The sequence below is a fragment of the Paenibacillus sp. NPDC056722 genome, from assembly GCF_042790635.1.
GTDB lineage: Bacteria > Bacillota > Bacilli > Paenibacillales > Paenibacillaceae > Paenibacillus_AQ > Paenibacillus_AQ agri.
In genome coordinates this window covers 131,804-145,503 of the sequence record NZ_JBHTYV010000005.1, presented here as the reverse complement: position 1 = coordinate 145,503, position 13,700 = coordinate 131,804, and the positions used below count along the sequence as shown (strand labels likewise).

Genomic DNA, 13,700 nt, shown 5'->3' with positions numbered 1-13,700 from the left:
TGGCGTTCCTGCCACTTGGCTTTTTTGTCCGACTCTCTTTCTCTCAATTCCTGTTCTAGCAGTTGGCCGAAACTCATATCTATAAGAATCAGCCAGTGAAGCACAGGAAGGAGCCATAGAGATGAAAGATTCCCGTTACACCCGGCGCTGGAAGAATCCGCGCCTCATTTTGCGGCGCGCGGCGCCGTATGCGAAGCGCCTAGCGCCAGTCGCTTGGCTGGCAGCGCCTCTCCTGGCGGCGCTGCTGCTGCCTCTGGCCGTGGTTACACCGCGGCACGGCCAAACCCCGCCGCCTGCACCGCCGCAGCACACAGCGGCTCCGGCGGCGCAGGCCCCGGCTGCGGAGAACGTCCCGCAGCCGCAAATCTCTGTCTATTTGTCGCGCAGCGGACAAATAGAGACACTGCCGCTGGAAGACTACGTCAGCGGCGTGGTAGCCGCCGAGATGCCGGCGGACTTTGAGCTGGAGGCGCTCAAAGCGCAGGCCGTGGCGGCCCGCACCTTTATTGCCCGTCGCCTCGTAGCCGGCGACGTCAGCGGCGTGCCCGTGCCGGGCGCGAATGTTACCGACACAGTGAGCCATCAGGCTTACGTGTCGTCCAAGAAGCTGAAGCAGGACTTTACGCCAGTTCAGCAGGAGAAAATCCACCGCGCGGTTCTGGAGACCCGTGGCGTGATTATGACGTATAACGGACAGCCGATCACAGCCTCTTTTTTTGCTTCCAGTGGAGGATATACCGAGAATTCAGAAGAGTATTGGAAGGGAACGGTGCCCTATTTGCGCAGCGTAGCCAGTCCATGGGATAAAGAGATTACCCCCAATTATGCAGTAACATCAACGTTCACGGTTCAGGAGCTGATATCCAAGCTGGGAGCGGGTAAAGGAGCTGTCCCGGCAATCAAGGATCTATCGGCGTCCGTCAAGGACGGAACCACTTCCCCGTCAGCGTTGCCAATGGAAGTGTTGTCTCTTACAACAGGGCACCGGATCAAGGAGATTTCGATCGGCGGGCAGGTGTTCACTGGCCGGGAAGTACGAGAAAAGCTGGGACTAAGGTCCAGCCAGTTCACTTGGAAGCGCAAGGGAGACCAGATTCTGATCACTACCTATGGCAATGGACATGGCGTGGGTATGAGTCAGTGGGGGGCGAACGGGATGGCTAAAGAGGGTGGAACGGCGACCCGAATTCTCAAACACTACTATACGGGGATCAACTTTGCACAAGTCTCAACTCTTTTGAAAAAATAACTTGAAAGATACGTATAAAAGCAGATTGCCCGGTAACACTGGTTACTGAGGTGATAAACTATGAATGAACAAGACAAAAACAAAACAAACCATGATGAATCTCTCAAAAATAAGCAGGGAGATTCAGGTGCGAAACCTTCTTCATGGAACAGACTGTTATCCAAGCGGTGGGTATTCCCGGCAGTCTACACGGCGGCAGCGGCAATCATACTAACCTTGGTGTGGGTCTATCAGGACGCGGGTACTAAACCGCTGACTCAGGACACCGCCGCGGTTGTCAACAAGGAAGCCGGAGCGGACGAAGCGATTGCAGCAAACGGAAATCCCGATGCCATGGAAGTTGTGGCTTCAGCTGAAGACATTGCCTGGCCGGTGAGCAATCCCGGCGAGATCGAAGTGGTCAAGCCGTATTATGACGAGAACGGGACTGAAGAGAATCACGTAGAGGCAATGGTGCAATATAACGACACCTTTACGCCTAATACGGGAATTGATATTGCCCGTGAAGACAACAAGCCGTTTGATGTCAAGGCTGCACTGAGCGGTAAAGTCACTCGGGTAGAGAATCATCCGGTGAACGGTACAGTAGTGGAAATTACTTCTGCTGGCAACTTGAAGACAGTATATCAAAGCCTGGGCGAAGCCAAGGTGAAGCAAGGCGATGAGGTCAAGCAAGGAGATACTCTTGCTCCTGCCGGACGCAATGAAGTCGAGAAAACGCTCGGCAATCATGTTCACTTTGAAGTGTACGAAGACGGCAAGCTTGTGAATCCTTCCGATTTGCTGCCAGAGCGCAAATAATTATTTTTTCGAAAGGCAGGGGGCCAGGTGCCCTCTGCTTTTTTGCGTACAGGACTTTACAAGCCCTACAGTGGCCCGGTAATCATTGCCCGCTGACACGGACAATCAGGAGCGATTGTGCACTGTTTTACGGTTGTCCACCAAATAAAATGAGCCTCCCAAGGCTTGTCATGTCCTGAAAGCGCGAATATATAGGCCCGCCACTCATATAATGTACCAAACTATCCACAGTTGGGAGGCGGGAGCGTGCACGACTACATCAAGGAACGTACGATCAAAATTGGACGCTGCATCGTGGAAACTAGGCACACGGTCCGAACCATAGCCAAAGAATTTGGCGTTTCCAAAAGCACGGTGCATAAAGACTTGACGGAGCGTCTGCCAGAGATCAACCCTGATCTGGCCGATCAGGTGAAGCACATTCTCGAATATCACAAATCCATCCGACATCTTCGGGGAGGAGAAGCCACAAAGATTAAATATAAAAAGACCACTGGAAAAAAGCGTGAGGTTGCTGTAGCGTCAAAGCCATAACATTTTCGGAATTTTAAGGAATATTTAAGTTTTAACGCATTGTATACATCCCCTAAAGTATGGTATTTTTAAATTTGGTACTATATATGTTGAACTAAGGAAATAAGTCCAATTGCCTACTTTTTTCGTAGGACCGAAAATGGACGTATCATTCTTTGGTTTGGTCTATATAATTTCTAATTTATTCTAAAATAACACTTTGGGGGCTCTTTCATTATGCTTAGCAAGGATATCGGAATCGATCTCGGCACGGCCAATGTGCTCATTCATGTTAAAGGAAGGGGAGTCGTTCTGGATGAACCTTCTGTGGTCACGCTTGAAAGTGATACGAAGAAAGTCCTTGCGGTGGGAGAGCAAGCCCGGCGGATGGTTGGCCGCACTCCCGGGAATATCATGACGATCCGTCCACTTCGGGACGGGGTTATCGCTGATTTTGAAATTACGGAAATGATGCTCAAGTATTTCATCGACCGTGTGGGCGGTCGCAGTTGGTACGCACGGCCCCGCATTCTGATTTGCGCGCCTACGAACATTACCTCTGTTGAGCAGAAGTCTATTCGCGAAGCGGCGGAACGCAGTGGGGCCAAGGAAGTGTTCATGGAAGAAGAGCCAAAGGCCGCAGCGATCGGTGCGGGAATGGATATTTATCAACCAAGTGGAAACATGGTCGTCGATATTGGCGGCGGAACGACGGATGTAGCCGTATTGTCCATGGGCGACGTCGTTACCGCCTCTTCGATTAAAGTTGCAGGGGACAAGTTCGACGATGCCATTTTAAAATATATTAAGCAAAAGTATAAACTGTTGATCGGGGAGCGCACCGCGGAGGACATCAAGGTCTCCATTGGTACAGTACGACCAAGCGGCATGCAGGCGGAACTTGATATCCGCGGACGTGACATGGTTAGTGGACTGCCCCAAACCTTAACCATATCCTCCAGCGAGGTGCAGGAAGCCCTGTGGGACCCGGTTTCTTCTATAGTTGCTGCTGCCAAATCGGTGCTTGAACGTACACCTCCTGAGCTGTCAGCAGATATTATCGATCGTGGCGTTGTTCTGACCGGAGGCGGTGCGATGCTGAATGGATTGGACGAGCTGCTGTCAGAGCAATTGCACGTACCTGTCTGGATTGCCGAAGATCCTATGCATTGTGTTGTTAAAGGGACGGGAATCATGCTGGATCATTTGGACAAGGTCGTTAAGAAAAAGTTCTAGGCAGCCGATAATAAAGGATAGAAGAAGACCTAGGAAGGGGACATCCTTTAATGCTAAGAGGACTGTACACGGCTGCTGCCGGCATGGTTACACAACAACGTCGGCATGATACGGCAACGCAGAATATCGCAAACTTGAATACAACGGGGTACAAGCAGGTTGACAGTGTCAGCCATGCGTTTCCTGATGTGCTGATTTCCGCCATGAGTAATGGCGTGACAAAGCCGATCGGACGGGTCAACACAGGTGTATTTGCAGAGCAATCGATTTCCCAATATTTGCAGGGTGATTTGATTGAAAGCGGCAAACCGGTTGATTTTGCACTGGACACGAATTTACAAGTTGCGGACCCCGTTACAGGCGAGAACATTACGTTTGACGGATCAGGCAAGTATACCAGTCCCCAAGGAGAGGTAATCTACCGTCCCCAAGCCTTTTTTACTGTACAGGATAATGACGGCAACAATCTCTATACACGCAACGGCAGCTTCACGGTTACTCCGACGGGCAATGTGCTTAGTGCAGGCGGGTTCAAGGTGCTGGACGATCAAGGCAACCCGCTGGTCTTGACAGAACCGCAGGACAACCTTAAAGTGGACGGGCAGGGCAATTTGCTGGACCCTAGAACAGGACAGCCTTCGGGGACGAAGATTGGCGTCAGTGTCATCACCAGACCCCAGGAGCTGGTGCGTGATGGTAATGGTGTATTTCATGCGGAGGATGTCAACACTGCCGGTATCCGGTTTGCGAACAATGGAGATAACCTGAAGGTTCGTCAGGGCTTTTTGGAGAACTCCAATGTGGATGCAACTCAGGTGACTGTAGATCTGAACGCTGCTTACCGGGCATATGAAGCGAATCAGAAGGTTATCCAGTTCTACGACAGCAGCCTGCAGAAGGCCGTTAATGAAGTTGGCAGGGTATAGGAGGATTGATTCATGAATAACTCAACAATCAGTGCAGCGGTCTCCATGTCCAGTCTTCAGAAACGTCTGGATGTTATTGCCGATAACGTCGCGAATGTAGATACAGTTGGTTACAAGGGCAGACAGGGCTCCTTTGAGGATGTATTGACCCGTGTACAACAGCAATCGCCCGATTATAACCAGCCGGGACGAAATACACCGCTTGGCTTCAATATTGGGTTTGGGGTGCGTATGTCTCAGGTTGCAAACAATTGGGAAGAAGGCCCCTTGAAAGAGACGGGGAATCCGACAGACTTGGCTCTTCAAGGGAACGGAGTATTCGGTATTCAGGTGAACGGAGATACTGTATATACACGCCAGGGTGATTTTCACTTTACCCCGGATATCAATAATGCGGCGAATATGCTGCTAGTGGACAATCAGGGTCATTCTGTATTAGACACACAGGGGAACCCGCTTACGGTGCCCGCTGGCGTTATTGCAGCGATTGACGAGACCGGACAGGTGCTTACTAAGCAGCGGGAAGATGGTCCTGTGACGGAGGGTCCGCGAATCATGATTGCAGAGCCATTCAGCAAGGATGCACTGCAAGCCATCGACGGCAGCTATTATAAATTAGCGGATGGCATCACAGCACAGCAGGCTTTTGTGCAGAGGGCTGCGAATGAGGCAGCGACAGTTGGGGTGCGCTCTGGCTGGCTGGAGCAATCCAACGTGGATCTCAGCAAGGAAATGACTGAGCTGATGAAGATTCAGCGCACGTACCAGCTGGCCGCCCGGGCCTTGTCCTCCAGTGACCAGATGCTTGGCCTGGCCAATAACATGCGTGGGTAGGTGAAGTAATGAGTCGTCAGAATCACGATAAGCAGGAAGAAGAACGTACACCGGTGAAGAAGCGGGGCGTGCGGAAGTGGACCATTATCCAGTGGTTTCTGATTCCATTGCTGCTGGTGGCTGCCCTTGCAGGAGGGCTGGTAGCCGGGTATGTTGTATTAGGCAAAAAAGAATTCAGTGATGTGCTGCAGTGGAGCACATGGAAGCATGTCTATGATCTGGTTTTTGCTCCGTGACCGGAGTAATGTGGGAACTCCCTTGTTGACAAGGGAGTTTTCTTTTTTATACTGGAAAATGTATAATGATGGGGGACTAAGTGAACAAAAAGGACCCTCTCCACCAGGCTGCCGCGTACGGTGGAGAAAGCCCCTTATCTGAACCTCCACTTCTGCAGGTGGTGAAGGATAATATAGTTTTTGCCGAAGCAGACTGAGTTTATGCAGTCCGGCCTAAGAAAGTATGATTTATGTACGAGGCTGCAGCTGCAAGCTAGTGTAAACACGCGGTACATCCGAAAGGAGTTTTGTCATAATGTTGAATGTTAATGAAATTCAGGAAATTATCCCCCACCGGCCTCCATTTCTGCTGGTGGACAGAATTACTGAGATAGAAATGGGCAAACGTGCAGTAGGCATCAAAAATGTAACGGTGAATGAACCTTTCTTTGCAGGGCATTTTCCCGGATATCCTGTTATGCCAGGTGTGCTGATCACCGAGGCGCTGGCTCAAGTGGGCGCAGTGGCAATTTTGGGTGTTGAAGCTAACCGTGGCAAAATCGGCTTCTTGGCCGGGCTCGACGGCTTCCGCTTCCGCGGTCAGGTAGTTCCAGGTGATACCCTGGTGCTTGAAGTGGAGATTACCCGCCTGAAGGGAAGCATCGGAAAGGGACAGGCCACGGCAAAAGTGGATGGCAAGGTTGTTGCATCCGGAGAAATTATGTTTGCATTGAATTGATACCCTATAAATGATATATGGAGAAGGAGAGATTCATATGACCCAATTAAGCCCGAAAGCTGCAGAAACGCTAGAAAACTGGTTGCAAGATCCATCTGTGGATGAATCTACAAAGGCGGAGCTGCGTGCGCTGGAGAACGACCCACAGGAGCTTGAGGAACGTTTTTACAGAGATCTGGAATTCGGTACTGGCGGTCTGCGCGGCGTTATTGGTGCGGGCAGCAACCGGATTAACCGTTACACGGTAGGCAGAGCAACTCAAGGCTTCGCTCAGTATATCCTGGAGCAGCACACCGGAGAAGGCCGTCCTTCTGTCGTCATCGCCCATGATTCCCGTCGTTTCTCTCCGGAGTTTTCTTTAGAGACAGCACTGGTGCTGGCAGGCAACGGGATTGAAGCTTACTTGTACCCTTCCCTGCGTTCTACTCCGCAGCTGTCTTTCAGTGTTCGCCACTTACAGGCAACCGGCGGTGTAGTAATTACGGCTAGTCATAACCCTCCCGAATACAATGGTTATAAGGTATATAATTCTGAAGGCGGACAGCTTGTCCCGCATGAAGCGGAGAAGGTCATTTCCTACATAATGGAGGTAGACTCCTTCGATACTGTGAAACGTATTTCTCAAGAAGAGGCTGAGAGCCAAGGATTGCTGCATTGGCTGGGTGAGAAGGAGGATGAAGCCTTCACCGATACCGTTGCTGCGGTCAGTGTAGCGCGTGAGGAGATTGCAGCCAAGCTTGGCCGTGATTTCAAAATCGTATACACACCTCTACATGGTACAGGCAATCATCCTGTTCGCCATGTACTGGAGAAAATCGGATTTACCCAAGTGCATGTAGTGCCGGAACAAGAGCAGCCGGACTCCGAGTTCACCACGGTGAAATCACCGAATCCGGAGGAGCGTGAAGCCTTTACACTGGCGATCAAGCTGGGTGAAGAACTGAACGCTGATCTGCTGATCGGAACAGACCCTGATGCGGACCGTATGGGTGCTGTAGTGCGTGACAACGAAGGCAAGTTCGTCGTGTTGTCCGGTAACCAGTCCGGCGCGCTCATGATTCATTATTATCTGAGCCGTCTGCAGGAGCAAGGCAAGCTTCCGAAGAATGGTGCAGTGGTCAAAACCGTTGTAACAAGTGAAATGGGTGCTGCTGTCGCTGAGCACTATGGTGCAACCATTTTCAATACATTAACAGGCTTCAAATATATTGGGGAAAAAATGACCCAGTTCGAAGCATCCGGCGAGTACACGTATCTGTTCGGCTATGAAGAAAGCTATGGATACCTGGCCGGCAACTATGCGCGCGACAAAGATGCGGTTCTGGCGGCTATGCTAATCGCTGAAGCTGGAGCTTACTATAAAGCACAAGGCAAAACATTGTACGATGTTCTTCAAGAGCTGTACGAGCAGTTTGGTTACTTCCTGGAAAGCCTGGAATCACGCACTTTGAAAGGGAAAGATGGTGTCGCACAAATCCAGGGCATTATGAGTGACTGGCGCAGCAATCCGCCACAAGAAATTGCTGGCTCAGCTGTCAGTGAAATTCTCGATTTCTCTCTCGGTCTGAACGGACTGCCGAAGGAAAACGTTCTTAAATATATGCTGGCTGATGGTTCCTGGTTCTGTCTGCGTCCTTCCGGCACAGAACCGAAAATCAAGGTTTATTTTGCAGTGCGGGGCGAATCGCTACAGAATGCTAAGGATAAGATAGCAGCTCTGTCCGAACAGGTTATGGCTCGTGTCGATGGGAAATAGGAAATAAAACAAGAAATTGGATTTCTCCTGGTGATCAAAGCCCGGGTATAATGTGGTAAAGCGGGGACTTGGGCCGGATAACAGGTACTGTTATGCTTAAGCCTCCATGAGCTTTGCCCGGTACACCGGGCTTTTGATTTGTGAAGAGAGGTCTTTCAAGTGAAAGAGGAGGTACTTTTGGTGCAGCAAAAATGGCAGCGATGGAACATTTCTTCGAGAAAGTGGCTGTGGATAATAGTTGTGGTCGGCCTTATAGCTGCCCTGCCTGTTGTCTACGATCGCCTGGTGACGGAGAGATCATCGAAGACGGTGGAATTGGTATTTGATTATCGGGATCTGGTGGCAGTCTCCAGCTACCGGTCAAATCCGCAGGATTATATTTCGGAACAGCTGGATCGCCTGAAGGAAGCGGGCGTGCAAAGCATGGCTATCTATGAAAGCACGCTGGATGATTTTCGCCGGGCCCGCCGTTTGATGATGTGGGGAGCGGCGGATATCGCCAACCTGACGGATACGATTATCCCGGAAAATCAAAACTACACGTATATTCTTTTTACAAGCGCAAAGAATCATGATGCTCTGGCACCTCTGCTGCGTGATAAGTTCACGGAATTGGGCATTGCTACGAGAGACTGGAGCTTCCGTGGTCAGGAAGGACTTATTGTCGAGACGCCAATTGAAAATGCCTCGATGAAGCCTATTCAGCCAGACCCGATTACGCTCGAAATGCTGCATGCCAAGGGATTCAACATCGTACCCCGGCTTGTAGATTCCTTACCGTACAATGAGGCTTCCGTGAAAAAGCTGGTGGATCAATATGCACAGCTTGGCGTGAAACGAATTCTTTTCGAAGGGGAGTCTGTAAAAGGCTTTAAAGATGATGCAGAATTGCATAGTCTCACAGCCTTCGCGGACCTCCTTAAGCAACATGGGATCGGAATTGCAGCCATTGAGAATATAAAGAAACAGCAAAAGGGCTTCAATAAGCTTGCTTATATGCTCGATTATAATGTGACACGTCTGTATTCCCTGAGTGAGGCAGATTCATCCCTGAAGCCCGATGTTATAGCTGACCGGTTCGCTCTGGCCACCAAGGACCGCAACATCCGCATGCTGTACTTGAACACGATCTCGACAAGAGATACGTCTAAGGCGCAGATCTCGGATACGTTGGATAATCTGATTACGAGCCTCAGCGAGCCTGGAGGCGCAGTCGATAAAATCAAGGATAACGGTTTTACGTTGGGACAGGCGACAGCGTTTGATGTTCAGCACTCGTCTTATCAGCGTTACCTCAAGCTGGTGGCTGTGGTTGGCGCCCTGGCGTTGGTAGCGTTGATGGTCTCGTACTTTATACCATGGCTTACGCTCCCTGTCTGGGTACTGGGGCTGGTTGCAGGTGCGGGATTGAGACTCTTGCGCCCTGAGCTGTTTGAGCAGGCCTTGGCACTTGCTGCGGCCATTAGTGCGCCAACTGTGGCGACTGTGCTCGCCATTCGTAAAATCAATCAAATGGGCCCTCCAGTCCGCAGCAGCGAAGCTGGAAGCAAATTAAGCAAGAATAGCAGCACCTATGCTGTAATGAGTCCTCAGCGGCGCCTGACACACAGCCTGGTCTTGTATGTGAAGACAGCGTTGATTTCCCTAAGTGCGGTGCCTTTCGTGATTGCTCTGCTTAACAATATCACCTACAGCCTGGTCTTGAATCAGTTCCGCGGGGTTAGCTTGCTGCATACTGCACCAATCGGACTGGTGGCGTTGTACGTGCTCCTATATCGTGGAGAGTTTACCTTTAACAAAACAGGTAAGCTGCTGCGTACACCGATTACACTACTTTGGGTAATTGCAGCCGGGGTTATCGGAATTGTCGGCATGTACTACTTGAGCCGTACGGGTAACAGCGGCAGTGTAACGCCAATTGAGAAGGTCTTCCGTACGTTCCTGGAGAACACTGTCGGTGTTCGTCCTCGGAATAAGGAGTTCCTGCTTGGACACCCGTTGTTTATTCTTGGGGCATTCCTGGCCTTTAAATACCGGAATGCAGCCTTCATTATGATCGTGGCTGTTATTGCACAGCTCTCGATGGTCGATACCTTTGCACATATCCATTCTCCGGCCCTGATCTCACTGGTGCGCGGTCTGCTCGGTCTTGGACTGGGATTGATCATTGGGATTATCGCTGTTATTGTTTGGCAAATTGGGGAAGGGTGTTGGAAAAGATGGTCGCCACTCCTCAAACGATAGTTATTTCGGGTTATTACGGTTTTCAAAATAGTGGGGATGAAGCTGTTCTGCAATCCATCCTGAATGCATTGCAGAAACAGTCGGCAGCTGCTGGCGTATCTATTGAACCTGTGGTTTTGTCCATTGATCCTGAATGGACGACAGCCAATTATGGAGTAAAGTCCGTACACCGGATGAAGCTGAAAGAGGTACGGAAGGCGATCTCGGAAAGCTCCGGTCTCATTAGTGGAGGAGGAAGCTTGCTCCAGGATGTGACCGGTAGTAAGACGATTCCTTATTATCTGGGTATTATCAAGCTGGCCCAGTGGATGGGGAAGCCGACCTTCATTTATGCCCAGGGCATTGGCCCGGTTAGCCGCAAGCTGTTCCATCCTTTGATCAAATCAGTTTTTCGTAAATGTGCTTATATTTCTGTGCGGGACGAGCAGTCCCGCCAGCTTTTACACACGATGGGGCTTGGAGGAAAGACTATTGAGGTTGTGCCAGATCCGGTTATGGGATTATCATTGCCTGAGGAACAAGGCGGACAGGCTACTGACGTAGCGGCAAGAAAGTTTGCCGATGCTGCTGCTAAGAGTAGTTCTGCCTACGCTGAAGATTCCGAAGCAGGAAACGAAGTTTCTTTACCGGTAGTCGGAATATCGGTGCGTTATTGGGAAGGGGACCGTGCGGAACTGAAGGCGATTGCGGGTGGCTTGCTGAAAGCTGCTGAAAAAACACCGCTGCATTTCAAATTTCTGCCCTTCCACCATCCATCTGACAATGAGGCCTCCCGTTATGTCATGGATCAGCTTAAAGATGTGGCATCAAAGGGGAGTAAAATCAGTATTTGTGAGGATACGCTCCATCCGCTGCAAATGCTGCGTGAGGTTGAAGGGTGTGATGTGCTGATCGGTATGCGGCTGCACAGCCTAATCTACGCTGCAGGCAGACGTGTGCCACTGATTGGCATCTCTTATGATCCGAAGATCGATCATTTTCTGGACAGAATCAATTGCCAGCCAGTGGGAGCAACGACCACGCTGGATAGCGAAAAGGTGGCTGCCCAGGTTCTTGAGCTTCTGGAAAACGGAAGTGACTGGAGACTGGAACGGGAGGCACTTATTGCTTCTCTGGTCAGTGACGCCGAGTCTCCGGCCCGGCACATTGCACAATATTTACACCGCAAAGGGTGATATAGAGTGAAAGCAGACAGTGTGATACCTACAGTACCCATTTTCGGTATTCGGGTATCCAAAGTAGATATGGCCGCAACGGTCTCCTATTTGACTGAGGCTGTGCAATCCCGCACGCCGCATCAGGTCATTACCGCCAATCCAATTATGGTTATGGCAGCGTTGGATGATCCGGCCTATATGAAAATCATGCAATCCGCAGAATTGGTTGTACCTGATGGTACAGGCGTTGTATGGGCAGCCAATTACTGCCATCAGCCTGTAGCTGAGCGTGTCGCGGGTTTTGACCTGTTACATGAATTGCTGCATGCTGGGGAAAAATATAACTGGAAAGTATATCTCCTGGGATCTACTCCCGAAGTGATTCAGGAGACAGCAAGCCGGTTGAAGTCCAGGTTTCCTGGAATTGTCATCGTAGGTTACCGTGATGGATTCTTTGGTCTTGCCGAAGACGATGGTGTTATTGCTGACATCCTTGAAGCGGCTCCGGACATGCTGTTTGTTGCCCGTGGTGCAGACAGTCAGGAACCTTGGATTGCCAAGTACAAATCAAGGCTGGCAGTGCCGATCATGATGGGAGTCGGAGGAAGCTTCGACGTCATTTCTGGCAAAAGCCGCCGGGCGCCTGTAGCTTTTCAAAAAATGCGTATCGAGTGGCTATATCGTCTTCTCAAGGAGCCTACTCGGTACAAGAGAATGCTTGCCCTGCCGAAATTCGCAATAAAAGTGATGCGCGAGAAAGATAAAGTAACAAAAGTGGAGTAAAATGATGATTTTCGCCGATAAAGTAGGATAATTAGCCTAGAAACGGAATTGGAATTCTCTTTTGGAACAGCGTATAATTCAATGCGGTAGAGAAATGGGGGTTGACTGATCAAATGTTAATCATATACATCGCCGGATTTATCGTCTGCATGGGCCTAGCGTTGTGTCTGACACCGTTGGTGAAGAAGTTCGCCATCAAAATCGGTGCAACGGATGTGCCGAATGCCCGCAAAGTGCATACGAAGATTATGCCTCGCCTTGGCGGATTAGGTATTTTTCTGGCGTTTGTGTTAGGCTTGCTTGCCGTATTACCGTTCATACCGTATGAATTTACTACGCGGGAGGCCAACTTCATCAAAGCGTTGCTGAGTGGCGGCGGACTGATCGTTCTTCTTGGAGGACTGGATGACCGTTTCGAATTATCGGCAAAGGTGAAGCTACTGGGCCAAATTGCCGCAGCCTGTATCGTTGTATTCGGCTTCGGAATTACTGTTGACTTTGTAAACATTCCTTTTAATAATACGTATTCCTCACTGGAAAGCTGGATTGCTATTCCACTGACAATCTTCTGGATTGTAGGGGTAACCAACGCCGTGAATCTGATTGACGGATTGGACGGGCTCGCTGCGGGTGTGTCCGGAATTGCGATAGCTACCATTGCTGCAATGGCATTTATCATGGGTAATATCATGGTTGCGCTGCTGTGCTTACTGCTTCTCGGCAGTATTGTGGGCTTCCTGTTCTTTAATTTCCATCCAGCCAAGATCTTCATGGGAGATGCTGGTTCCCTGTTCCTGGGCTTCAGCCTGGCGCTTCTGGCCCTGCTAGGGTTTAAGCAGATTGCTGTCGTCTCGTTCATTACCCCGCTGTTGATCATCGGAGTGCCACTGTCGGATACCTTCTTCGCCATCGTACGGCGGAAGCTGCAGAAGAAGCCGATTTTTGCACCAGATAAAGGCCATTTGCATCACTGCCTGCGTGAACTTGGATTCAGCCATCGTCAGACGGTGCTGATTATCTACGGCATTGCCACCTTCTTCGGAATTCTGGCAGTCATCCAATCCTCCGCAGCTCTGTATGAGGCAAACTGGGTTACCTTCGTCGTCATTTGTGTAATGTTGTTCTTCCTGCAGATCGGTGCCGAGATTACCGGATTGGTGGGTAAGACCAAACGTCCGCTGCTTAACTTTATTTTAAGAATGCGTATGAAACTTGATCCGGAGAGAAGTTCCAAGTCCTGATTAAGA

At 50.2% G+C, this 13,700-nt stretch carries 13 protein-coding genes; all 13 read left to right on the top strand.

Annotated elements, in window-relative coordinates:
- Positions 1 to 121 precede the first annotated feature (121 nt).
- The 13 genes from spoIID to ACFRAM_RS14595 all read left to right on the top strand — a co-directional run bounded on the left by spoIID (position 122) and on the right by ACFRAM_RS14595 (position 13,694).
- Positions 122 to 1,249, top strand: coding sequence for a stage II sporulation protein D (gene spoIID, locus ACFRAM_RS14655; protein ID WP_379466467.1), 1,128 nt, complete (start codon positions 122 to 124; stop codon positions 1,247 to 1,249).
- 60 nt (positions 1,250 to 1,309) lie between these two features.
- Positions 1,310 to 2,050 carry a M23 family metallopeptidase gene (locus tag ACFRAM_RS14650; RefSeq protein WP_175371455.1) on the top strand — a complete coding sequence of 247 codons (741 nt, stop codon included), beginning with the start codon at positions 1,310 to 1,312 and terminating at the stop codon, positions 2,048 to 2,050.
- 246 nt (positions 2,051 to 2,296) lie between these two features.
- Positions 2,297 to 2,584 carry a sporulation transcriptional regulator SpoIIID gene (gene spoIIID / locus ACFRAM_RS14645; RefSeq protein ID WP_019915029.1) on the top strand — a complete coding sequence of 96 codons (288 nt, stop codon included), beginning with the start codon at positions 2,297 to 2,299 and terminating at the stop codon, positions 2,582 to 2,584.
- Between the two features lie 216 nt (positions 2,585 to 2,800).
- Positions 2,801 to 3,799 carry a rod shape-determining protein gene (gene mreB, locus ACFRAM_RS14640; protein ID WP_379466466.1) on the top strand — a complete coding sequence of 333 codons (999 nt, stop codon included), beginning with the start codon at positions 2,801 to 2,803 and terminating at the stop codon, positions 3,797 to 3,799.
- A 50-nt stretch (positions 3,800 to 3,849) separates the two neighbouring features.
- Positions 3,850 to 4,725 carry a flagellar hook-basal body protein gene (locus ACFRAM_RS14635; RefSeq protein WP_379466465.1) on the top strand — a complete coding sequence of 292 codons (876 nt, stop codon included), beginning with the start codon at positions 3,850 to 3,852 and terminating at the stop codon, positions 4,723 to 4,725.
- A gap of 12 nt (positions 4,726 to 4,737) precedes the next feature.
- Positions 4,738 to 5,559: a flagellar hook-basal body protein gene (locus ACFRAM_RS14630; protein ID WP_175371458.1), complete on the top strand. Its 822-nt coding sequence runs from the start codon at positions 4,738 to 4,740 to the stop codon at positions 5,557 to 5,559.
- An 8-nt stretch (positions 5,560 to 5,567) separates the two neighbouring features.
- The gene (locus tag ACFRAM_RS14625; RefSeq protein WP_066379025.1) at positions 5,568 to 5,795 is read left to right on the top strand and encodes a DNA-directed RNA polymerase subunit beta; all 228 of its coding nucleotides are present in this window, start codon (positions 5,568 to 5,570) and stop codon (positions 5,793 to 5,795) included.
- 295 nt (positions 5,796 to 6,090) lie between these two features.
- Complete coding sequence (gene fabZ / locus ACFRAM_RS14620; RefSeq protein ID WP_379466464.1) at positions 6,091 to 6,513, top strand: 3-hydroxyacyl-ACP dehydratase FabZ; 423 nt, start codon at positions 6,091 to 6,093, stop codon at positions 6,511 to 6,513.
- 37 nt (positions 6,514 to 6,550) lie between these two features.
- Positions 6,551 to 8,269 (top strand): phospho-sugar mutase, encoded by a 1,719-nt coding sequence (locus ACFRAM_RS14615; RefSeq protein ID WP_379466463.1) that lies wholly within the window; start codon positions 6,551 to 6,553, stop codon positions 8,267 to 8,269.
- A 180-nt stretch (positions 8,270 to 8,449) separates the two neighbouring features.
- Complete coding sequence (locus ACFRAM_RS14610; protein WP_175371461.1) at positions 8,450 to 10,513, top strand: DUF5693 family protein; 2,064 nt, start codon at positions 8,450 to 8,452, stop codon at positions 10,511 to 10,513.
- Positions 10,489 to 11,688 carry a polysaccharide pyruvyl transferase CsaB gene (gene csaB / locus ACFRAM_RS14605; protein WP_379466698.1) on the top strand — a complete coding sequence of 400 codons (1,200 nt, stop codon included), beginning with the start codon at positions 10,489 to 10,491 and terminating at the stop codon, positions 11,686 to 11,688. Before ACFRAM_RS14610 ends, csaB begins: the two co-directional genes overlap by 25 nt.
- A 6-nt stretch (positions 11,689 to 11,694) precedes the next feature.
- Positions 11,695 to 12,453: a WecB/TagA/CpsF family glycosyltransferase gene (locus ACFRAM_RS14600; protein WP_379466462.1), complete on the top strand. Its 759-nt coding sequence runs from the start codon at positions 11,695 to 11,697 to the stop codon at positions 12,451 to 12,453.
- Positions 12,454 to 12,566: 113 nt separating this feature from the next.
- Positions 12,567 to 13,694 (top strand): glycosyltransferase family 4 protein, encoded by a 1,128-nt coding sequence (locus tag ACFRAM_RS14595; protein ID WP_175371462.1) that lies wholly within the window; start codon positions 12,567 to 12,569, stop codon positions 13,692 to 13,694.
- Positions 13,695 to 13,700: the final 6 nt, after the last annotated feature.